Here is a 22,078-nt window from a genome sequence, read left to right on the forward strand (position 1 = left end):
GGCGTCGCATCGCGACGCCAAAGCGCCGACCCGGGACCCATAGCCACAGGCCATCGTAGTTACAAAGAACGCCGCTCCAGCGTGCTTCAAAAACCGAAGACGGTGGTTATGGATCCCGGGTCTGCGTCCCGACAACGCTGTCGCGTTGCCTGGACTTGCCCGGGACGACAGCGGAGTTTGTCGCGACAGCCAGGTCCACTCCGGGTGCAACCGGTCGCGACTAAGCGCTCCGATCCGCCAGCCCCACCGCCCACAGCGCAAACGCATAGACGATCGCGATCTCGTCCAGCCGGTTGAAGCGGCCGGAAGCGCCGCCGTGGCCGGCGCCCATGTTGGTGCGCAGCACGACCGGGCCGCCACCGGTCATCGTCGCGCGCAGCCGCGCGATCCATTTCGCCGGCTCCCAATAGGTGACGCGCGGGTCCGTCAGGCCAGCCATCGCCAGGATCGCGGGATAGTCCTTGGCGGCGACGTTGTCGTAGGGCGAGTAGGACAGGATGGTACGAAAGTCCTTTTCGCTCTCGATCGGGTTGCCCCATTCGGGCCATTCCGGCGGCGTCAGCGGCAGGGTGTCGTCGAGCATGGTGTTGAGCACGTCGACGAACGGCACCTCGGCGACGATGCCGGCGAACAGCTCGCCGGAGCGGTTGGCGACCGCACCCATCAGCATGCCGCCGGCGCTGCCGCCATGGCCGACGATGCGCTTGGCGCTGGTGTAGTTGGCCGCGATCAGCGCCCGCGCGCAGGCCGCGAAATCGTCAAAGCTGTTGGTCTTCTTCTCGCGCTTGCCGTCAAGGTACCAGCCCCAGCCCTTGTCGGTGCCGCCGCGGATATGCGCTGTCGCATAGACGAAGCCGCGGTCGACCAGCGACAGCCGGTTGGCCGAGAAAGACGCCGGCATCGCGTGCCCATAGGAGCCGTAGCCATAGAGCAGCAGCGGCGCCACGCCATCGGCCTTGAAGTCGCGCCGGTGCAACAGCGACACCGGGACCTCGGCGCCGTCGTCCGCTCTCGCCATGATGCGCGTGGTGACGTAGTCCGCCGGGTTGTGACCGGACGGAATCTCCTGGCGCTTGCGCAGGGTCTTTGCGCGCGTCACCATATCGTAGTCCCAGACCTCCGACGGCGTGGTCATCGACGAGTAGGCAAAGCGCAGGTTGGTCGTGTCGAACTCGTAGGAGCCCATCGCGTCGAGCGAGTAGGCGCCCTCGGCGAAGGCGATCGCATGCTCCTCGCCCGACTTGAGATCGCGGATGACGATCGACGGCAGGGCGTTGGCGCGCTCCAGCCGCACCAGGTGACCTGAATAGAGATCGTGGTCGAGCACATAGATGCCGGCGCGATGCGCAATGAGATCGCGCCAATTGGCGCGCCCCGGCGAGGCCAGCGGTGCCGTCACGATCTTGAAGTCGATCGCGCCATCGGCATTGGTGAGGATGTAGAGTTCGTCACCGCGATCGGCGATCGAATATTGCACGCCGTTTTCGCGCGCGGCGACCAGCCGCGGCGGCGCCTCGGGCGCGTCGAGATCGATCAGCCGCTGCTCGGAGGTCTCATGGTCGCCGCCGGCGATGACGCAGAACCGGCCCGAGGTCGATTCGTGCACATGCGTGAACCAGCCGGTGTCCTTTTCCTCATACACCAGCACGTCGTCGGCCTGCTTCGTGCCGAGCCTGTGCCGCCACACCTGCATCGGGCGGTGATTGTCGTCGAGCTTGACGTAGAAGAAGCTCTTGCAGTCGTGCGACCACACCACGCCGCCGTCGGTCTCCTCGACGATATCAGCGAGATCATCGCCGCCGTCCCAGTCGCGAATACGGATGGTGAAATACTCCGAGCCCTTGGTGTCGGCGCTCCACGCCACGAGCTTGTGGTCGTGCGAATGCCGGCTGCCGCCGAACTTGAAGTACTCATGGCCGCGCGCCAGCGCGTCGCCGTCGAGCCCGATCGTCTCGGCGCCGCCATTGCGCGGCGTGCGGCAGAACAGCTCGTGCTGGCCGCCCTCGCGGTACTTGCGGAAGTACGCATAGGGACCATCAGGCGACGGCACCGAGGAATCGTCCTCCTTGATGCGGCCGCGCATCTCCGCGACGATTTTTTTCTGCAGCGGCGCGGTGTGGCCGAGCACGCTCTCCGCGTAGCCGTTCTCCGCCTCGAGATAGGCGCGGATATCGGCGTCGAGCAGCGAGGGATCGTGCAGCACCTCCTGCCAGCGCGCATCTTTCAGCCAGGCATAATCGTCCTGCACCGTGATGCCGTGGCGCGTGAATGAATACGGGCGGCGTGGCGCCACCGGCGTCTTGGTGCTGCTGTCAGTCATGTCGTCCCTTACGCGGTCACGCTCTCGCCGAGCCATTGGATCGCGGCGTCGAGGCCGCCGCGGCCGTGCGGGATCTTCAACGCCACTAGCGCCATTTCGATCACGCCGAGCGTGCCCAGCACCATCGGCGCGTTGACATGGCCCATATGGGCGATGCGGAACGCCTTGCCCTGCAGGTCGCCGATGCCGGTGCCGAGCACCACGCCGCACTGCTCCTTGCAGTAGGTCTGCAGCACCGCCGGATCATAGCCGCCGCCGACCAGCACCGTCGTCACCGTGTTGGAGCGCTCCATCGGCTCCTCGATGTTGAAGCCGATCACCTGGCCCTCGCTCCACTTCGCGACCGCACGGCGCACGGCTTCGCCGAGCAGCTGGTGGCGGCGGAACGCATGCGGCAATCCTTCGGCGAACAGCATGTCCATCGCCTGGCGCAGCGCGAACAACAGATGCACCGGCGCGGTGCCGCCATATTTGCGATAGTGCTCGGTGCCCTCGCGCTCGCTCCAGTCCCAATACGGCGTGCGCATGTTGGCGCGCTCATGCGCCTTCAGCGCGCGGTCGTTCGCCGCGACGAAGCCGAGGCCGGGCGGCGTCATCAGGCCCTTCTGCGAGCCGGACATCGCGACGTCGATGTTCCATGCATCCATCTCGAACGGCATGCAGCCGAGCGAGGCCACGGTGTCCACCATGTACAGCGCGGGATGGCCGGACGCCTTGACCGCGCGGCCGATCGCCTCGACGTCGTTGACGACGCCGGACGCCGTGTCGATCTGCGCCACCACGATCGCCTTGATCGCGTGCTCCTTGTCGGCGCGCAGCCGCGCCTCGACCTCGGTGGGCCGCACCGCGCGCCGCCAGTCTCCGCGCAGCACCTCGACCTCGGCGCCCATCGCCTTGGCCGCATGGCCCCAGCCGATCGCGAAGCGGCCGCTCTCCAGCACCAGCACCTTGTCGCCGCGTGACAGCACGTTGGAGAGCACGGCCTCCCAGGCGCCGTGGCCGTTGGCGATGTAGATGTAGGTCTTGCCCTTGGTCGCGAACAGGCGGCCGAGGTCCGACAGGATGCCGTCGGTCAGCTCCACCATCTGCTTGGAATAGATATCGAGTGCCGGACGGTGCATCGCCTGCAGCACCTCGTCGGGCATCGTGGTGGGTCCGGGGATGGCCAGAAACTCCCGGCCCGCGCGAACGGTCATTGTCGGTATCCTCAAAGCGCGATGTGGTCTAGCGATGGGTGGTGGCAGGCCCGGGCACGCCGCGGACCTGAAGCGGTTTTACGTGGCTCGGCGGCTTAAGAAAAGCCGGAGATCCCGGGGGGCTGGCATGCCGGTCGGCCAGCTAGCGCCGTGTTTCCCGACAACCCGCGGCTTCGGCATCCTCAACCGAGCAGAACCAGCGCGTGCCCTTGGCGACGTGCATCTTGATCTGCGCGTACCAGCGGCTCTTGGGGGTGTGATAGATGCACTCGCCGGCGCCGTTGACGTTGCCCTTGATGGTGCAGTCCGGCGACGGCGCGACCGGGCCGGAGGCGGAGGCGAGCAGGATGGCACGCGCGCCGTCCGGCGGCTTGGTGGCGCCGAGGATCGTGGTCTTCTTGTTGCGCACCCGCCAGTCCCATGGCGCGATGAACGCGCCCTGCCACATGCCGGCCTTGGCGGCGCGCGCCTCGGCTTCATCCGGCTCGTAGTCGTGCGACACTGTGCGGTAGGCCAGCGCCCAGCCGCTGCGCACCAGCCATTTCTGGATGTCCTCGCCATCGACGTCGCAGCGCGCCACCTGGCGTCCGCGGCGATCGATCGAGCGCGGATGACAGACCCAGCTCTTGCCGTCGGCATGCTTGATCAGTTCGTCGCGCGCGGCCACCCCGCAGGTCCAGCGCTCGCCGTTCTTGTTCAGGCACAACTGGTCGACGGACGGCGCATCGACGCCGCCGAGCCGCACCCGCGTCGTGCCGATCACGACGTTGTCGGCTTCGCGGACCTTGGCGATGCCGGTGATGTCGGCGGCGGAAGCGACGGTTGGCAGCAGCAGGAGAAGGGCGAGCAGGGCGGGTTTCATCGACATGAACGGCGCGGGTCATCCTTGGGATGGGCAATGCCCGTAATTGTGCGGCGGATCGGCTGGCTGTGCCAGCGCCGGGATGGCCCGGGCCGCTCAACTTCGCGCGATGGGCTGCTGACAGTAAGGCGCAAGCTATTGCCGCGACGGCAGTGAACTCCCCTCCCCCTCTTGCGGGGAGGGGTCGGGGGTGGGGGTCCGCGAGTCCCGCTCGCCTTGATGCCAAAGCTGCTACAGCAGCTCCGCGCGCGATCTCGAAGGGGGCACGTGCGACCATGCGTACTCACGACGTGCGGCGCCCGGAGACCCCCACCCCCGACCCCTCCCCGCTGCCGACAATCGCTGCGCGATTGCGGCGTGGGGGAAGGGAGCCGACCGCCTCTGTCGCCGAGATCTCTATCTCACCTCGCCGCAACCCGCCTTGCCAGCGCCAAGCCCATCAGCACGAAGGCGGAGGTCACCTCGGGGCCGCCGACGAGGATGCGGGTCGGGGTCTTCATCTTGTTCCACTCATAGGCGCGGTACGGATGCCGCCGGCCGCCTTCGCCGAAGCTGGCGATGATGCAATGCACCGCGGGTGCGAAGCTCGCCGCGTCGCCGCCGAGATGGCCGAGCGCGATCAGCGCCAGAGCGGCGTCGAACGGGTTCATCTCGCGCCCGATCAGTTCGTCCTCGACATAGGCGAGCACGCGCAACCGGATCGTCTCGAACGCACCATCCGGGTCGATCGCCTGCCGCGCGGCCGGGGGCAGCGCCATGAAGGCGTGATAGCAGCGGCCGAAATAGGCGCAGTACAGTTCCGGCAGATAGTAGATGTGCGCGCGCGGATCGGCGAAGGCGCCGCTGCTGACCAGCTTCAGCTGGAAGCCGATGATGCGGCGGATGAAGGCGAGCCGGTCCGCGGTCTCCAGGATCTGCCAGCGCGCGAGATTGCGGAACGAGACTTCGAGCACGTCGAGATTCAGGGTCGGATCGAGATCATTGCCGTAGGGCCGCTCGCCCACCATGCTGTCGATCCAGGTGGCGACACCGCCTTCGTAGTCGATATTGTCGTTGATCGGCACGGTCACGCGCGGCTCGTTGCTCCCGGCGCGCACCTGATAGCCGGCGTAGAAATCGACCAGCGGCTGGCTCAGGATCGGATCGTCCGAGCCGGCCTGCGTCGCCGCCGAGAACGAGCATGCAGTGGTGTCGCAATCCGGCACGTAGACGCCGAAGCCGAGGTCCTGCTTGATCTGGGTGAAGAAGCGCGAGAAGCGCGGATGCGGCGGCGGCGCCAGCGCGGTGACGACGTCGTAGCTCTTGCCGTCGGCGCCCCGCACCTCCTCGCGGCTGGTCTTGAGACAGAACTCCACCATCGCTGCGATGGCCGTGCGCGCGGCCGCCGTCTGTTCGGACGAGGCGAGGCCGGTCTCCATGTAGCTCAGCAGCGCCTCGGTGAAGAACGCGTCGTAATAGGCCGAGCGGTGGCGGATCTGTACCGGCTCCCACATCGGCTCGGCGATCCCCAGCCAGGGCGGATTGATCACCGCGGCGGCCGGCGAGCGGGCAATGAAGACGCGGGCGAGATTGAACAGCAGCGTCGAGTTCTTGTAGCCGCGCGCGTCGAGGCCCTGCAGGGCCATGAGCACCTCGCGCCCCTTCATGTCGGGGTCGCCGATCAGATTGAAGGCCGCATAGGTCGGAATGAAGCCGTTGCGCGCGTAGGAGCCGAGCAGGTCGGCGCCGCAGGCGCGGATCACCCGATCGATCTCGCCGTTGGCCGGCATCGCCACCGCCCCGGTCCGCCGCGGCGGGGCCGGGTGATGCAGCGTGACGCTGTCGACCAGCTCCGCGATCGGTGCGCCGACCGCGTCCCAGTCCGGCGTCGGATTGTCGCGGGCGAGAACCAGCGCCTGACGCAGCGCATTGAGACGGGCCGGATCGTTCAGCTCGGGCAGGCCGGCGCGGCGCAGCAGGGTGCGTAGCGCGGGATTGCCGAGCGCGGTCCGGTAGAACTTGGCGAGATGCGGGTCGCCGCTGCCGGGCTGGCGCAGGATGGGATCACAGACCTCGTAGAGCGAGGGACCGTCCTTCCGGGCCGTCAACGCGCGACAGGCGGCGCCGGCGAAATACTGCAAATTCAACGTGGGACTCGTGGGTTGGCGGGGCGACGTGCTGCTCGAAACGCTAAGGCAAAACGGCTCGTCACGCGCAGGCATGAGGCAAACTGACATGGGGCGTGGCCAAAGACAACGTGACCCGGATCACGGCGGCTTCTGTGGATTTGGCGGCAATGTGGCAGCCCCGCGGTCCTGCCGCGACGCTTTGGAGGTCCGGATCATGGTTAAATTCGCCTTAAATTCCAAGTGCTTGAAATGTCAATGGTGTTTGGATGTTGCTCCGCCGGCGCGTTCGGGTTAAGCCTTTCTTCGTTGCGGTGCCGCAAATTCCGCGCAATTCGACGACACATCGTCTCGCAACCCCTCAAACCTCAGAGGCGTCAGTGCGACCAAAGGGTGCGGACCCCCACGGGTTCACAGCCTTGGCCACGACGGATCGGCTCGGACCAGGATTGACGTGATGACCGCAGGGCAGCCTTCTCTCTCTCGCCGTTCGGCCGTGATCGCCGCCGTGCTGATGGGCACGGTGTCGCTCGCGATCGGCGCGCATGCTGCCTTGAACAAGCGTTTCATTGAAGCGCCGCAGACCGCGGCGGCCGAGCAGAATGTCGTGTCGACCGGCAATGGCACCCGCCTCGCGCTGGTCATCGGCAACGGCCACTATCCCGACGCCAACGCGCCGCTCGCGCAGCCGATCAACGACGCCCGTGCGCTCACCGGCGCACTGCGCCGTGACGGCTTCGACGTCGACGTCGTCGAGGATGCGAGCCGCGACGACATGAACCGTGCGCTCGAGCGGCTGAAATCCAGGATCAAGCCGGACTCGGTGGTCATGCTGTTCTTCGGCGGCTATGCGATTCAGGCCGGCCGCGACAGCTACATGATCCCGGTCGATGCCAAGATCTGGCGCGAGTCCGATGTGCGCCGCGAGGGCACCAGCATCGAGAAGGTGCTCGACGCCGTCAGCGAGAAGGGCGCGCGCGCCAAGCTCGTGGTGATCGACGCCTCGCGCCGCAATCCCTATGAGCGCCGCTTCCGCTCCTACTCGCACGGCCTGGCGCCGATCAGCGCTCCGGCCAATGCGCTGATCCTGTCCTCGGCGACCCCTGGCAAGGTGGTGGACGATCCGGCCGCGCAGCCCAACAGCGTGCTGGTGACGGAACTGCTCGGCCAGCTCGGCAAGACGCCGAGCGCCGAGGCCGTGTTCAACAAGACCCGCAACGCGATCGCGCGCAATTCCGACGGCGGTCAGGTCCCGACGGTGTCGTCCTCGCTGGTCGAGGACATCCGCCTCGGCACCGATGTCGCCAATGCCGGCAGTTGATTGATCCCTTTCGACCGTATCGCGCTACAGGCGGACGGCACGTCCGACATTTTTGTCGACGCATCCGGTATCTTACGGGCTCAGCGCGCCCAGCCCCTCCGTCCAAAGCATTGTACCGGGCTTAAGCCGTTCTAAAAGCACATTATTGTATACATGCGGTGATTGCTGCATGGCCGGCTACGCGCGATGTGCGGCGTCGCGTCGAGGTCCAGCTGCGCTCGCGATTAACGAGTCATTTCGAGTTCCGCGCAAATTTGCACGGGCGCAGCACGACACTCCTCCTCGAACCCCATCTTCCCGCCGCTGCCGTGCGCGCAGGCCAGCCGATGTCGCTTGGTCGAACACCTGCTCCACAGCAATTGCAGAGTCAGATTCACATGCCCGCACTCCCTACCGAGCGCCGCAATGATGCGGCCAGCTCTCGTCTTGCGACCTCCTCCGCTTTCTCGCTCCTCAACGGCACGATCCGCGCGCGTCTGATGACGCTGGTGATCGCGCTCCTCATCGCCATGCTGGTGATCGGCGCTGCCGGCATCCTCGCCACCCGCGACAGCAACGCGGCGATGGGTTCGATGTACGACGATCGCGTGGTCTGCCTCGGTCAGCTGTCGGAGATCAACGAACGCCTGCGCGACAACATCGCGGCGCTGCTCGAGGCCGGGCATCTCGCCCGTGCCGGCCAAAGCACCGCCGGCATCGGCGGCCGCATCGAGGCGAACACCACCACGATCGACAAGATCTGGTCCGACTACATCGCGACCTATCTCACGCCCGAGGAGAAGATCGCCGCCGACAAATATCAGCAGGCGCGCAAGGATCTGGTCGGAAAGGTGATCCGGCCGGCGCTCGCGCTGGTCGCAGACGGCAAGTCCGAGGCGGCGGCATCGCTCGTCATCACGACCGGCGGGCCGATCATCACCGCGGCCAAGACGCATCTCGACACGCTCATCAACATCCAGCTGACCGAGGCGAAGAGCCTGCACGACACGGCTGAGCATCGCTACAGCATCGTGCTCGCGCTTGCGCTGCTCTTGATCGCTGCCGGGCTGTTGACCGGCGCGCTGATGGGCCGGTCGGCGATCCGTGCCGTCACCGGCCCGATCAACATGCTCAATCAGGTTATGGAGAGGATCGGCCGCGGCACGTTCGACAATGCGATTGCTGTGATCCGCGACGACGAGCTCGGCCAGCTCACGCGCGGTGTGCAGGCGATGCAGGCCAAGCTCGCCGAGGACCGCGATGCTGCCGCTGAGAACGATCGCCGCGTGGCCGCCCAGCGCCGCGCCGACATGCAGCGGCTGGCGGGCGAGTTCGAGGCTGCCGTCGGCGAGATCGTCGACACGGTGTCGGCGGCGTCATCGCAGCTCGAGGCGTCGGCCAGCACGCTCAACGATACCGCGAGCCGCTCCCAGCAATTGACGGTCTCGGTTGCGGCCTCGTCGGAGCAGGCCACCGCCAACGTGCAGTCGGTGGCGTCGGCGAGCGAGCAGCTGTCATCCTCGGTCAACGAGATCAGCCGCCAGGTGCAGGAATCGGCGCGCATGTCCAACGAGGCCGTCCATCAGGCGCGCAGCACCAATGATCGCGTCAGCGAATTGTCGCATGCGGCCGCGCGCATCGGCGACGTCGTCGAGCTCATCAGCAGCATCGCCGGCCAGACCAATCTGCTGGCGCTCAACGCCACCATCGAGGCGGCGCGCGCCGGCGAGGCGGGGCGCGGTTTTGCCGTCGTAGCCACCGAGGTGAAGGCGCTCGCCGAGCAGACCTCGAAGGCGACCGGCGAGATCGGCCAGCAGATCGCAGGCATCCAGGCGGCGACCCAGGACTCGGTCGGCGCGATCCGTACCATCACCAGCACCATCGAGCGGCTGTCGGAGATTTCGTCCACGATCGCCGCCGCAGTCGAGGAGCAGGGCGCCGCGACCCAGGAAATCTCCCGCAACGTGCAGCAGGCCGCCCAGGGCACTCACCAGGTCTCGTCCAACATCACCGACGTGCAGAAGGATGCGTCGCGCACCGGCACGGCGTCGTCGGAGGTGCTCGCCGCGGCGCAGTCGCTGTCGCGCGACAGTCACCGGCTGAAGCAGGAGGTGGTCCGCTTCCTCGGCACGGTGCGCGCCGCCTGAGCAACGCATCGCCGCGCCACGGCCGTTGCAGGTCGGGCGCGGCCGTGCCCAAGGCCAGGCCGCCGCGAGTAACGCTCTATTTTATTTCGCCGCCGGGTCGTTGCTCGCCATGACCGGCCGCACCGGATCGCCCTCGCGCAGCAGGGCGCCGGCGCGGCTGACCACGACGTCGCCTTCGGCGAGGCCCTCGCGCACCTCGACCTGGCCGCCGGCCATCAGGCCGATCTCGACCCGCTTGGTCTCGACCCGCTGCGCCTTGACCACCTGCACCACGGTGCCGTCGGCATCGTAGAGGATCGCGGTCAGCGGCACGGCGACGCCGCAGCTCTGGCCGATCTTGATGGCGGCGCGGCCGAACGCGTTGACCAGCAGGCGGCTGCTGCCGGTGATGGCGATGAAGGCCTGGCCGAGCTGGCTGTTCGGCTCCACCGTCGGCGCGATGCGGCGGATCTTGCCGTCGACCTCGCCGGCGCCGACGATGCGGATGCGCGCGGCCTGGTTGACCGCGAGCTTGTTCAGCTGCGCTGATGGCACCAGCCCGACCAGATCATATTCGTTGCGGGCGATGATCGAGAACAGCGCCTCGCCGCGGCCGGAGGCGAACGCGCCGATGGTGGCGGTGGAAGTCAAGATGGTGCCGGCGGCCGGCGCCTGGATCATGATCGAGCCGCCTTCCGGCGCCGTCAGCCGCGCCAAATTCTGGCCGGCCGTAACGGTGTCGCCGGCATCGACCAGCACCTCGGCCACCTTCAAGCCGGGACGGTCGGGCCGCACCGAGGTCTCGTCGCGCGCGAGCACCATGCCGGACACTTCGACCGTGTTGTCGAAGCAGGCCTTGGTGGCCTTCAGCACATTGACGGCGGCGCCCTTGGGGGCATCGGGCGTGTCGGCCGCAACTGCGGCCTGCGCCAGCACCGTGAGGCTTGCGGCGAGCAGCGCCAGCCGCCGCGCCGTCGGGGCCAGTCCGGAATGTCCCATGCAAAACCGATCCTCGCGTTGCCATTCATCTTTGTCATGGCGTCGTCCGGAAATAGCAGACGCGCAGCCACCGGGCCAGCAGACCCATCGTCTCCCTCCGTAGTCGCGCCAGGCCCTCGCGACGTTCACCGGCGATAGGGGCCCGGCCGAACTTCTGTCCCACTGCCACGTTGTCTGCGGCGAATCTGACCTTCGCGCCCCGGAATCACCCAGCATGATCAGGCTCTCGATACCGCTTCTGCTCGCCGCGGCGCTCGCGACGCCCGCAACGGCGGCGGAGCTCACGGCGGATGCCGTCAACAACGCTGAAATGCGCAAGCGCCCGCCTTCCCAGGAGAAGATGGATCCGGTGGCGATCCGCGCCCAGGTGCTGCTCGATCGTGCCCACGTCTCGCCCGGCGAGATCGACGGCCGCTTCGGCGACAATGCGCGCAAGGCGCTGGCAGCGTTCGCCCGCGCCAAAGCGATCGACAGCGGATCGAAGCTGACCCCGGAGCTATGGGACGCGTTGCGCCAGGACCAGGCGCCGGCGATCGTCAGCACCAAGATCACGAAGGATGACGTGAAGGGCCCGTTCCTCGAGAAGCTGCCGCAGCGCATGGAGGACATGAAGGACCTGCCGCGGCTCGGCTACACCTCGCCGCGCGAAGCACTGGCGGAGAAGTTTCACATGAGCGAGGCGCTGCTCGCCGCGCTCAATCCGAACAGCAAGTTCGACAAGGACGGCGAGCAGATCGCCGTCGCCAACGTGATGAAGCCCGATGAAAAGGTGCCCGAGATCACCAGGCTCGACATCGACAAGGCGAGCGAGACGGTGCAGGCCTTCGCCAAGGATGGCAAGCCGGTCGCGGTGTTTCCGGCCACTGTCGGCAGCGACGACAAGCCGACCCCGGTCGGCAGCTTCAAGGTGGATTCGATCGATGCCGATCCGAACTACCGCTACAACCCGGACTACAAGTTCAAGGGCGTCAAGGCGCGCAAGCCGTTCGACATCAAGCCCGGCCCCAACAATCCCGTCGGCGCTTACTGGATCGGCCTGTCAGTCGGCAACGGCTACGGCATCCACGGCACCGCCGAGCCCTCCAAGGTCGGCAAGTCGGAATCCCACGGCTGCGTCCGCCTGACCAACTGGGACGCAAAGTTTCTCGGCGAGCACCTGTCGAAGAAGGCGACCGTGGAGCTGCGGTGAGCCCTTAGCGTCGCTTTCGCGATGCCCACCGAACTTTGATGGTGCCAAGCCGCATCGGCAACCCCCGCTGTCGTCCCGGCCTTGAGCCGGGACCCATAACCACAGGGAGTGGTTTGAGGCAGACTGGTCTTCGACAGCTCGCGCACCACGACTGCCGCGGAGTATGGATCCCGGGTCGGCGCCACGCCGCGCTGTCGCGCGACGTGACTTGCCCGGGACGACGATAGTGGGTGAATAGCGGCACCGACGGTGCCGTAGGGTGGGCAGAGGCGCGCGCGATGCTGTTAGTTATGGCCCCGATCTATCGCGCGCCGTGCCCACCATTCACAGCCATGGTGCCGGTGGTGGGCACGGCGCGTCGATCGCTGTGCATGCCGCGACACCGCGCAATGCGCCTTTGCCCGCCCTACGGGCTGGTGGGCGTGACTAAGCGAGTTGACTCATCTGGCGTACTGACGGACGGCGCCGTCACGTCGCAAACGAGCGCTTCGGCGCCACGTGCAGCGCGTAGGCGTCGGCGGCTTCGCTGACGCGCGGGTAGAGTTCGGTCACCAGCGGGTCGTGGCCGGGGATGAAGCGGTCGGGATGACCGGCGAGGCGCTCGATGATCTCCCAGGCCTGCGCCATGTCGCCGATGTTGTAGACGATCGGAAATGGGCTGCGGCGCTGCAGGTTGGCGTAGTAATGTGCGGCGTCGGAGGCGAGCACGACGGGGCCGCGGGCGGTCTCGACCCGCACCACCTGCAGCCCGTCGGAATGGCCGCCGACGCGGTGCACGGTCACGCCGGGGACCACCTCGCCGTCGCCGGAATGGAAGGTGACGCGCTCGCCATAGACGTGGCGCACCATCGTGGTGACGTGCTCGACCGAGAACGGGTAGCGCAGCATGCCGGTGCACATGCAGCGTCCCGTCGCATAGGCCATCTCCCGCTCCTGCAGATGGAACCGCGCTCCCGGGAAGCGGTCGAGATTGCCGGCATGGTCGTAATGCAGGTGCGTCACGATGACGTCGCGGATGCCGGCGGCGTCGACGCCGAAGGCGGCGAGCGAATCGACCGGATTGCGCGTCAGCTTGCGATGGCGGATCTCGGCTTCGGCGGCGTTGAAGCCGGTGTCGACGAGGATGTCGCGCCCGTCGCAGCGGATCAGCCAGACGAAATAGTCGAGGTCCTGCGCCATCGTGTCGTGCGGGTCCGGCTGCAGGAAGTTCATGCTCGGCGTGCGCGGCGACATCGTCGCATAGCGCAGCGCGTAGATCTCGGTGGCGTTCCCCATGGTGGTCTTTCTCGTTGCTGATGCCGTTGGGCCGGCATCGAGCCATCGCCGCGCGCCGCGGTCAATCATGGCGAAGCGAACCGGATCGCTTGACGGATCGACACAGTGTGAGGCGGCTCACCGTCGTTCGCCTCGGGTCACCGTATTGTTCCTCTCGCGGCGATCGAAGGACGACGAAAAGTCTGCCGGTCGTGGCGATTCTTCAACCGTCCCAAGCGGTTGACGGATCGTCACGGCGATTTGATAATGCCTGACGCGTGGGATAAGGTCGCCGCGGCGCAAGCTGGACGGCGCCTGTTGCTGGACCGCTGGACCGCCATCGTGATGACGCTTCGCCTGCTGTTGCTGCTCGGTTTGATGTTCGCCATGGCGTTCTCTGGTCCCGCCCGGGCGGCCGGTGACCGCTTCGCCCTCGTGATCGGCAACGCCAAGTATCCGGATGCCGAAGCGCCGCTCAAGGAGCCGATCAACGACGCCCGCGATCTCACCGACGAATTGAAGCGCGACGGCTTCAGCGTCGACACCCTCGAGAACGCCACCGGCGATGCGATGCGCCGCGGCCTCGAGCGGCTGTATGGCAAGATCAAACCCGGCTCGGTGGCGCTGCTGTTCTTCTCCGGCTTCGGCATCCAGTCGAGCCGCACCAGCTACATGGTCCCGGTCGACGCGCAGATCTGGCAGGAGGCCGATGTGCGGCGTGACGGCATCAGCCTCGAGCAGGTGCTGCAGGAGATCAACAGCCGCGGGGCCGGCGTGAAGATCGCTCTGCTCGATGCCTCCCGCCGCAACCCCTATGAGCGGAGGTTCCGGACCGCGTCGTCCGGACTGGCCCCGGTGATCGCGCCGAGCGGTACGTTGGTGATGTATTCCGCCGCGCTGTCCTCGGTGGTGTCCGATACCGGCCGCGACCGCAGCCTGTTCGTGCAGGAGCTCCTCAAGGAGATCCGGGTGCCCGACCTGACCGCTGAGGAGACGCTGAACCGCACCCGCGTCGGTGTGACGCGGGCCTCGCGTAGCGAGCAGGTGCCGTGGATCTCGTCCTCGCTGGCGGAGGATTTCTCCTTCGTTCCGGGCGCGGGCGGCGCACGGCCGAATCCTCCGGCCGAAATCAGCACCGCGCCGGCTCCCGCGCCCGTCCCGACGCCGGCTCCCACGCCGAAGGTCGCGGCGGCGCCGCCTGTGCCCGTGCCGGCACCGCCGCCGCCCGCGCCGCCGCCGCCAGTGCAGAAGATCGAACCGCCGGCTCCGCCCGTGTTGCCCGTACCGCCGGCGCCGACGTCTGAACCCACGCCGGTGCCGCCGGTCGCGAACCTCGCGCCTCCCGCTCCGACGCCGCCCGCGCCACCGCCTCCTGCCCCGACGCCTCCTGCTCCGGTCGCGCCTTCTGATCCGTTTGCCGACGATCCGGTGATCAAGGGCCTGACCGAGAAGCTCGCCAAGAATCCGGAGGACGCCGGCTCGCTGTATCGGCGCGGCCAGGTCTATGCCAGCAAGGGCGCCTATGCGTCTGCGATCCGCGATTTCGACGAGACCATCCGGATCAATCCAAAGGACGTCGAGGCGCTCAACAACCGCTGCTGGGCGCGGACCGTGGTCGGCGATCTGCAGTCGGCGTTGCGCGATTGCAACGAGGCGCTGCGGCTGCGACCGAATTTCGTCGATGCGCTGGACAGCCGCGGCCTGGTCAACCTGAAGAGCGGCGCGGCCAAGAACGCGATCGCCGATTTCGATGCGGCGCTGAAGATCAATCCGCGGCTGACGTCATCATTGTACGGGCGGGGCCTCGCCAAACAGCGCAACGGCGCGGCGCAGGAAGGCGCGCTGGACATCGCCAACGCCAAGGCGATGGATCCGAACATCGTCCGCGAATTCGAAAGCTACGGCGTGCGCTGATTTTTTGCGCCCGCCCGCCGGCCGCCTCGAACCATGCGGCGCGCCGGGCCGACATAAACGCGAACAGCCGGACTCGCGAGCGGGCGCTCGCGGCGAGGCAGAACATGAGTTCGCGTGAGTTGCGCGCGAGGAGGATTGGCAATGACCGCACCAAAGATTTCGACCAAAGCTCCCGGCCTGACCGGTCTGCTGGTGGCCGCCAGCCTGGGCATGTTCGCATCGTTCGGCATCACGCAGGCCTTCGCGGCCGAAGACGTGACCGAAGATCAGATCGTCCGCGCCCTCGCCGGACCGAAGAAGCCGCTGACGCGCGGGCTGTCGATGGCTCCGCCGTCCGAAGAGGCGGCGCCTGCGGCGAACCCGCAGCAGGACAAGTTTCTGCAGAGCATCCGTGGCCGCTCGACGCGCTCGCTGTCGACGGCGGAACGCGAGGAGATTGCGGCCGTCGCCAAGACCAGGCCGAACATCGATCTCGAGATCACCTTCGACTACAATTCCGCCAACATCAGCCAGAAGTCGATGGCCTCGGTGCAGGCGCTCGGCCGGGCGCTGACCAGCGCCGATCTCAAGGGCTCGACCTTCGTCGTCGCCGGACATACCGATGCCGTGGGCGCTGACGCCTACAATCAGGATCTCTCCGAGCGTCGCGCCGATGCGATCAAGCGCTATCTGGTCGACAAGTTCGGCATCGCCGGCGCCGATCTGGTCACGGTGGGCTACGGCAAGAGCAAGCTCAAGGACCCGGCGCAGCCGCGCGCCGAAGTGAACCGCCGCGTCCAGGTCGTCAACATGCAGAGCAAGACGGCGGCCGCCAAGTAGCGCCGCGTCTGCACGCCGTCGGGGGTCGCGTGGCGAGAGACCGAGGTCACCGGATGCGTCCCGCAGGCTTGCGGGGCGCATCGTCTTGTCGCAGTGGATTCCGTCTCGCCAGCGCCGGCGTCCGCTGCATCGTGAAACCGCATCCCGCGCCGACCGGACCCGCTCTTCGATGACCCTGCCGAAATCGCTCAAAACCGCGGCCAGCGCGGTGGTCTTCGTGGCCCTGTTCGCGGGCTATTACTTGTACGAGCATCGCCCGCATCCCTCGCACGAGGAGCCGCGCATGCAGGCCCAGGTGCTGGTGACCAAGGCGGCCAAGGCCTGCTTCTCCGATCTCGTCCGCGTCACCGGCTTCGTCGTGCCCCGCCGCGAGGCCGTGGTCGGCGCCGACCAGGAGGGATCGCGGGTCACGGACGTGCTGGTCAAGGAAGGCGACACCGTCACCGAGAACCAGGAGCTCGCCCGCCTGACGCCGCCACCGCCGCAGCCGGGGGCGCCTGCCGCGGCGGCCGGCCGTCCCGTGTCGCTGCGCGCGCCGGCCGCCGGCCTCGTCACCGAAGTCCGCACCATCGTCGGCGCGCCGGCGTCGCCGCAGGCCGGGCCGATGTTCCGCATCGCCGTCAACGGCGAGCTGGAGCTCGACGCCGAAGTCCCCAGCGTTCACCTCTTGAAGCTCAGCACCGGCGTGCCGGTCCGCGTCACCCGCGACAATCTTCCCGACATCGTCGGCAAGCTGCGCGTGGCCTCGCCGCAGGTCGACCGGTCGACCCAGCTCGGCCATGTCCGGATCACGCTGACCAGCAATCCGTCGCTGAAGCCCGGCATGTTCGCCCGCGCCAACATCGATGCCAGGCGCAGTTGCGGCGTCGCCATTCCGAACACCGCGATCGACCATCTCACCGTCCAGGTCGTGAAGGGCAATACGGTCGAGACCCGCAAGGTCCGGGTCGGGCTGGTGTCCGATACGTCGACCGAGATTCTGGACGGTCTCACCGAAGGTGAGATCGTGGTCGCCGACGCCGGCAGCTCGCTGCATGACGGCGACCAGATCAAGACCATGTTCGCCGAAGACATCGATCGCACGCGGGTACGCTGATGGCACTGAATATCTCGGCATGGTCGATCCGGAACCCGCTGCCGTCGATCCTGTTCTCGATCATCCTGCTGATCCTCGGCTGGATGAGTTTCACCAAGCTCGCGGTGACGCGGCTGCCGAACGCCGACATCCCGGTGATCTCGGTGGCGGTGGCGCAGTTCGGCGCGGCTCCGTCCGAGCTCGAATCGCAGGTCACCAAGATCATCGAGGACGGCGTCTCCGGCGTCGAGGGCGCGCGGCACATCCAGTCGCTGATCACCGACGGCCTGTCGGTCACGACGATCACCTTCGCGCTGGAGACCAACACCGATCGCGCCATCAATGACGTCAAGGACGCGGTGACGCGGGTCCGTTCCGACCTGCCGCAGAACGTCACCGAGCCCCTGATCTCGCGCGTCGACAAGATCGGCCTGCCGATCGTGACCTATGCCGCGATCGCGCCGGGCAAGACGCCGGAGCAGCTGTCGTTCTTTGTCGACGATGTCGTCAAGCGCGAGCTGCAGGGCGTCCGCGGCGTCAGCCAGGTCGAGCGCATCGGCGGTGTCGAGCGCGAGATCCTGGTCTCGCTCGATCCCGACCGGCTGCAGGCCATGGGCCTCACCGCCGTCAATGTCAGCCAGAGCCTGCGCGGCACCAATGTCGACGTCGCCGGCGGCCGCGCCGAGATCGGCAAGAACGACCAGGCGATCCGCACGCTCGCCGGCGCCAAGACGCTGAACGAGCTGTCCAACACCATGATCCCGCTGTTCGGCGGTGGCGAGGTCCGGCTCGCCGATCTCGGGACGGTCACCGACACCATCGCCGATCGCCGTACCTTCGCGCGCTTCAACGGCGAGCCGGTGGTGGCGCTCGGTATCAAGCGCGCCAAGGGCGCCAGCGACGTGGTCGTCGCCGAGGCCGTGCAGAAGCGCATCGACCAGGTGAAGGCCGCCCACCCTGATGTGGATCTCAGGCTGATCGATACCTCCGTCGAATTCACCAAGGGCAACTACGACGCCGCGATCTCGACCCTGTTCGAGGGCGCGATCCTCGCCGTCATCATCGTGCTCTTGTTCCTGCGCGATCTCAGGGCGACGATCATCGCGGCGATCTCGCTGCCGCTGTCGATCTTCCCGGCATTCTGGGCGATGGACATCCTCGGCTTCTCGCTGAACATGGTGTCGTTCCTGGCGATCACGCTGTCGACCGGCATCCTGGTCGACGACGCCATCGTCGAGATCGAGAACATCGTCCGCCACATGCGGATGGGCAAGTCGCCCTATCGCGCCGCGCTCGACGCCGCCGACGAGATCGGCCTCGCGGTGATCGCGATCAGCCTGACCATCATCGCGATCTTCGCGCCGGCCAGCTTCATGTCCGGCATCGCCGGGCAGTTCTTCAAGCAGTTCGGCATCACCGTTTCGGTGCAGGTGTTCTTCTCGCTGCTGGCGGCGCGGTTCGTCACGCCGATGCTGGCGGCCTACTTCATGAAGCACCACGACCATGACGATCCGCCGCCGGGCTTCATCCTGCGGGCGTATCAGCGCATCGTGACCTGGTCGGTGAAGCACTACTACATCACGATCCTGCTCGGCGTCGGCATCTTCGCGGCCTCGATCTGGAGCACGACGCTGCTGTCGAAGGGCTTCCTGCCGGCGCAGGACGCGGCGCGCTCGCTGCTCGCGATCGAGCTGCCGCCGGGGGCGCAGCTCGCCTACACCGAGAAGGTCACCGAGGACATCGTGGCGCGGCTGCGCAAGCGGCCCGAGGTGCGCAGCGTGTTCGTCGATGGCGGCCGGCTGCAGGGAGCGATGGAGGTCCGCCGCGCCGGGATGATCGTCAACTACACGCCGAAGACCGAGCGCAAGATCACCCAGAAGGAGCTCGAGCTCCAGATCACCAAGGATCTCGAGACCATCCCGGACATTCGCTTCTGGTTCACCGACGAGAACGGCCTGCGTCCGATCAAGCTGGTGCTGACCGGCTCCGATCCCAAGCTGGTCGACAACGTCGCGAGCGAACTCGCCTCGCAGATGAAGCGGATTTCGATCATCTCCAACGTGGTGTCCGACACCTCGCTCGACCGGCCGGAATTGCGCGTGCAGCCGCGCGCCGATCTGGCCGCGCGGCTGGGCGTCTCCACGGAAAGCCTGTCGCAGACGATCCGCGTCGCCACCATCGGCGATGTCGGGCCCGCGCTCGCCAAATACGACGCCGGCGGTCGCCTGGTCCCGATCCGCGTCCAGCTGGAGGATGCGGCGCGCAGCGACGTGAAGATCCTCGAACAGCTGCGGGTGCCGCTCGGCCAGTTCGGCGAAAAGGGCGGCGTGCCGCTGGCGGTCGTCGCTGACATCAAGCTCGATCAGGGCCCGACCAGCATCAGCCGCTACGATCGCGGCCGCCAGGCCACGGTCTCGGCCGATCTCGTTGGCCTCGCGGCGCTCGGCGATGCGACCAAGCTGATCGACGATCTGCCGGTCAGAAAGACGATGCCCGCGAGCGTCAAGCTGATCCCTTCGGATGACGCCGAAAGCCTGAACGAGCTCGCCTCAGGCTTCATCACCGCGATCACCGCGGGCATGATGATCGTCTACGCGGTGCTGGTGCTGCTGTTCGGCACCTTCCTGCAGCCGATCACCATCCTGTTCTCGCTGCCGCTCTCGATCGGCGGCGCGATCGGCGCGCTGATGCTGACGGGCAAGCAGCTCACCATCCCGGTCTATATCGGCATGATGATGCTGATGGGCATCGTCACCAAGAACGCGATCATGCTGGTCGAGTTCGCGATCGAGGCGATCCACGCCGGTAGCCGGCGCGACGAGGCGATCATCGATGCCGGCATGAAGCGGGCGCGGCCGATCGTGATGACCACGATCGCGATGGTCGCCGGCATGATGCCGAGCGCGCTCGCGGTCGGCGCCGGCGGCGAATTCCGCTCGCCGATGGCGCTGGCGGTGATCGGCGGCCTGGTGTTCTCGACCGTGCTGTCGCTGCTGTTTGTGCCGGCGATGTTCCTGGTGATGGACGACGTCGGCGCGCTGTTCGCGCGGCTCGGCCGCAAGCTGGTGGTGTCGTCAGGCGATGCTGCGGAGGCCGATCATGCGGCGCCACCGGAGCACGCGCCGAAGCCGCCGCCATCGGTGATCTCGCCGGCAGCGGAATGACAGCGTTGCTCAGTCCGTCTCAGGCAGGCGGCTGCGGGCGCTGACATCCTCGGGAGTGGCCGGGCGCTCCTTCGACGGCGTGATCGCAGGCGGCACGATCAGCGCGACAAATCCCTGGCTGGCACCGTGCCAGCCGAACAGCTTGGTCCGCAGCGTGAAGCCGACGCGCACCGAGCCTTTCGCCCGCGCCGCCGCGGCCGTCATGCCGGCGATGCAGGAGACGTCGGTGTCGTAGCACAGCGCCGCCCAGCCCTGCGGGTTCAGCGCCGCATCGGGAAGCCGCAGCTCGTACGGATGCACCAGGCTCATTTCGTAGAGCGGATGGTCAGGGCTGTAGAACGCCGCGGCGAACGCCAGGCCATCGTCGCCGCCGACGATGGCGAGAGGCTGGTCCGACGCCGTCCGCCACAGCCGGTCGAGCTCGGCCACAGCGGGTGCATAGAAATTGCGGCCCTCGTTGAGCGGGACGTAGATCCGGTACAACGCATGCAGCGGCGCAACCACGGTGACGGCCAGCGCCGCGATCGCCAACGTGATCGCGGCGAGATTGATCGTGTGGTCGCGCGGAGCCTGATAGCTGGCGCCGCAGACGATGACGATGACGAACAGGAACACCCCCTGCAGGCCCCAGAGCGGTGGCATGTCGGTGCCGAAGGTCGCGGACACCAGGGCCGGAAACAGAACGGTGCCGAAGCTGATCATGGCGATCAGCCGCAGCCCGGAGCCGAGACTGAGCGCATCGTTCAGCACGCGCGCGGGGCGAGGGCGGGTCATGGCCAGCCATATCAGCCCGGGGATGCCGACGATGCCGGCCATCGCCAGCACGAAGCCCGCGGCTTCCACCAGGGCGGCCGCGTGCGTTTTGCCGACGTGATGTTCGATCGCGTGCGAGAACGGCTGCGCACCGGTCTCGGCCAGCCAGATCAGGTGGGGCGCCAGTACGACCAGTCCGGCGAGCGACGCGATCCACGGCGCGGCCGAGCCGAAATAGGCCCGCCGCTCGCGGTGGCACAGGGCGGCGACCGCGAAGCTGCCGATCAGGAAGATCGAGTAGTATTTGCCGAGCATGGCGAACGCGGCGGTCACGCCGGCAGCGACCGCCCAGCCGGCGTGGCGGGTCTCGAACGAGCGCAGGAAGCACCAGGTCGCGAGCGGCCAGGTCGACAGCAGCACGGCGTTCGCATTGAAGCGCTGCGCGTGCAGTTGATAGATCGGCGGCAGCATCAGCAACAGCAGCACGATGAGGCGCTTGTCGCCGCGCGCGAAACGCCGCGTGATCAGGTCGACGGCCCACAAGCCGATCGCCGCGTTGACCAGCGCCAGCAGGTTGAAGGACCAGTTCGTCAGCGGGAACACGGCCGTCCAGGCCCGCGCCACCCAGCTCATCAGCGGCGGGTGCTTGGTCGAGCCCCAGTCGAAGCTGCGCCCCAGCGACCAGGTCTCGATCACATCCTGGTGGAGATCGCCTCCGACATAGGCAATCGAAAAATACGCCATCCAGGCCGCAACGAACCCGACGATCAGCAGCGACACGGTCCAGCAGTCGTCGACGGCGTCGATCCAGGCCGAAAGAGCCCTGCGCCACCTGGCAATCGAGCCGCCTGTCTCGATCACGATTGCCGGTAACGCAAGGCTCATGACGTCGCTTCCAACTCAGTTGTTCTGGCGCGGCAAGCCCGCCGGCGCGCGCGAGCACACCGGTGAGGGACATCGCTGCTGCCGGATCGACCCCTGGTTAGAACTGTTAAAAAGCGT

14 protein-coding genes are annotated in these 22,078 nt (G+C 67.3%); 7 read left to right on the forward strand and 7 right to left on the reverse strand.

Annotation, left to right across the window (positions count from 1 at the left end; genetic code table 11):
- Positions 1–220: 220 nt before the first annotated feature.
- From ACQR07_RS08045 to ACQR07_RS08060, 4 genes are all read right to left on the reverse strand, one after another.
- A complete protein-coding gene (locus tag ACQR07_RS08045; protein WP_434901792.1) occupies positions 221–2,320 on the reverse strand; it encodes a S9 family peptidase in 2,100 nt (699 codons plus the stop codon).
- Positions 2,321–2,328: 8 nt separating this feature from the next.
- Positions 2,329–3,516 carry a pyridoxal-phosphate-dependent aminotransferase family protein gene (locus ACQR07_RS08050; RefSeq protein ID WP_434901793.1) on the reverse strand — a complete coding sequence of 396 codons (1,188 nt, stop codon included), beginning with the start codon at positions 3,514–3,516 and terminating at the stop codon, positions 2,329–2,331.
- Positions 3,517–3,658: 142 nt separating this feature from the next.
- The gene (locus ACQR07_RS08055) at positions 3,659–4,384 is read right to left on the reverse strand and encodes a thermonuclease family protein (RefSeq protein ID WP_434901794.1); all 726 of its coding nucleotides are present in this window, start codon (positions 4,382–4,384) and stop codon (positions 3,659–3,661) included.
- 395 nt (positions 4,385–4,779) lie between these two features.
- Positions 4,780–6,504 (reverse strand): hypothetical protein, encoded by a 1,725-nt coding sequence (locus tag ACQR07_RS08060; protein WP_434901795.1) that lies wholly within the window; start codon positions 6,502–6,504, stop codon positions 4,780–4,782.
- A gap of 436 nt (positions 6,505–6,940) precedes the next feature.
- Here ACQR07_RS08060 and ACQR07_RS08065 point away from each other — a divergent pair, with 436 nt between their 5' ends.
- Both ACQR07_RS08065 and ACQR07_RS08070 read left to right on the forward strand, forming a co-directional pair.
- Positions 6,941–7,804, forward strand: a complete 864-nt coding sequence (locus ACQR07_RS08065) for a caspase family protein (protein ID WP_434901796.1) — start codon at positions 6,941–6,943, stop codon at positions 7,802–7,804.
- Between the two features lie 377 nt (positions 7,805–8,181).
- The gene (locus tag ACQR07_RS08070; protein WP_434901797.1) at positions 8,182–9,930 is read left to right on the forward strand and encodes a methyl-accepting chemotaxis protein; all 1,749 of its coding nucleotides are present in this window, start codon (positions 8,182–8,184) and stop codon (positions 9,928–9,930) included.
- Between the two features lie 81 nt (positions 9,931–10,011).
- Here the strand turns inward: ACQR07_RS08070 and ACQR07_RS08075 are convergent, their stop codons facing one another.
- Positions 10,012–10,908 (reverse strand): efflux RND transporter periplasmic adaptor subunit, encoded by an 897-nt coding sequence (locus tag ACQR07_RS08075; protein WP_434901798.1) that lies wholly within the window; start codon positions 10,906–10,908, stop codon positions 10,012–10,014.
- 214 nt (positions 10,909–11,122) lie between these two features.
- Between ACQR07_RS08075 and ACQR07_RS08080 the strand changes: the two genes are divergently transcribed.
- Complete coding sequence (locus tag ACQR07_RS08080) at positions 11,123–12,097, forward strand: L,D-transpeptidase (protein ID WP_434901799.1); 975 nt, start codon at positions 11,123–11,125, stop codon at positions 12,095–12,097.
- 468 nt (positions 12,098–12,565) lie between these two features.
- On the opposite strand, the gene ACQR07_RS08085 is transcribed toward ACQR07_RS08080, so the two are convergent.
- Positions 12,566–13,372, reverse strand: a complete 807-nt coding sequence (locus ACQR07_RS08085; RefSeq protein WP_434901800.1) for an N-acyl homoserine lactonase family protein — start codon at positions 13,370–13,372, stop codon at positions 12,566–12,568.
- 324 nt (positions 13,373–13,696) lie between these two features.
- On the opposite strand from ACQR07_RS08085, the gene ACQR07_RS08090 reads away from it, so the two are divergent.
- The 4 genes from ACQR07_RS08090 (at position 13,697) to ACQR07_RS08105 (ending at position 20,323) form a co-directional block, all read left to right on the forward strand.
- Positions 13,697–15,265, forward strand: coding sequence for a caspase family protein (locus ACQR07_RS08090; RefSeq protein ID WP_434902264.1), 1,569 nt, complete (start codon positions 13,697–13,699; stop codon positions 15,263–15,265).
- Between the two features lie 141 nt (positions 15,266–15,406).
- On the forward strand, positions 15,407–16,084 hold the full coding sequence (locus ACQR07_RS08095; RefSeq protein WP_434901801.1) for an OmpA family protein: 678 nt from the start codon (positions 15,407–15,409) through the stop codon (positions 16,082–16,084).
- Positions 16,085–16,253: 169 nt separating this feature from the next.
- Positions 16,254–17,180, forward strand: coding sequence for an efflux RND transporter periplasmic adaptor subunit (locus ACQR07_RS08100; RefSeq protein WP_434901802.1), 927 nt, complete (start codon positions 16,254–16,256; stop codon positions 17,178–17,180).
- Positions 17,180–20,323 (forward strand): efflux RND transporter permease subunit, encoded by a 3,144-nt coding sequence (locus tag ACQR07_RS08105; protein WP_434901803.1) that lies wholly within the window; start codon positions 17,180–17,182, stop codon positions 20,321–20,323. The genes ACQR07_RS08100 and ACQR07_RS08105 overlap by 1 nt, the downstream gene beginning before the upstream one ends.
- Positions 20,324–20,332: 9 nt before the next feature.
- Here ACQR07_RS08105 and ACQR07_RS08110 read toward each other — a convergent pair whose 3' ends face one another.
- Positions 20,333–21,961: a glycosyltransferase family 39 protein gene (locus ACQR07_RS08110; protein WP_434901804.1), complete on the reverse strand. Its 1,629-nt coding sequence runs from the start codon at positions 21,959–21,961 to the stop codon at positions 20,333–20,335.
- Positions 21,962–22,078 lie beyond the last annotated feature (117 nt).

The sequence above is a fragment of the Bradyrhizobium sp. HKCCYLS20291 genome (assembly GCF_051167715.1).
In the GTDB taxonomy this organism is placed as follows: domain Bacteria; phylum Pseudomonadota; class Alphaproteobacteria; order Rhizobiales; family Xanthobacteraceae; genus Bradyrhizobium.

Coding starts and splice junctions, on each gene's coding strand:
- ACQR07_RS08045 (WP_434901792.1), bottom strand. CDS start 2,320: ATGACTGACAGCAGCACCAAGACGCCGGTGGCGCCACGCCGCCCGTAT.
- ACQR07_RS08050 (WP_434901793.1), bottom strand. CDS start 3,516: ATGACCGTTCGCGCGGGCCGGGAGTTTCTGGCCATCCCCGGACCCACC.
- ACQR07_RS08055 (WP_434901794.1), bottom strand. CDS start 4,384: ATGTCGATGAAACCCGCCCTGCTCGCCCTTCTCCTGCTGCTGCCAACC.
- ACQR07_RS08065 (WP_434901796.1), top strand. CDS start 6,941: ATGACCGCAGGGCAGCCTTCTCTCTCTCGCCGTTCGGCCGTGATCGCC.
- ACQR07_RS08070 (WP_434901797.1), top strand. CDS start 8,182: ATGCCCGCACTCCCTACCGAGCGCCGCAATGATGCGGCCAGCTCTCGT.
- ACQR07_RS08075 (WP_434901798.1), bottom strand. CDS start 10,908: ATGGGACATTCCGGACTGGCCCCGACGGCGCGGCGGCTGGCGCTGCTC.
- ACQR07_RS08080 (WP_434901799.1), top strand. CDS start 11,123: ATGATCAGGCTCTCGATACCGCTTCTGCTCGCCGCGGCGCTCGCGACG.
- ACQR07_RS08085 (WP_434901800.1), bottom strand. CDS start 13,372: ATGGGGAACGCCACCGAGATCTACGCGCTGCGCTATGCGACGATGTCG.
- ACQR07_RS08090 (WP_434902264.1), top strand. CDS start 13,697: ATGACGCTTCGCCTGCTGTTGCTGCTCGGTTTGATGTTCGCCATGGCG.
- ACQR07_RS08095 (WP_434901801.1), top strand. CDS start 15,407: ATGACCGCACCAAAGATTTCGACCAAAGCTCCCGGCCTGACCGGTCTG.
- ACQR07_RS08100 (WP_434901802.1), top strand. CDS start 16,254: ATGACCCTGCCGAAATCGCTCAAAACCGCGGCCAGCGCGGTGGTCTTC.
- ACQR07_RS08105 (WP_434901803.1), top strand. CDS start 17,180: ATGGCACTGAATATCTCGGCATGGTCGATCCGGAACCCGCTGCCGTCG.
- ACQR07_RS08110 (WP_434901804.1), bottom strand. CDS start 21,961: ATGAGCCTTGCGTTACCGGCAATCGTGATCGAGACAGGCGGCTCGATT.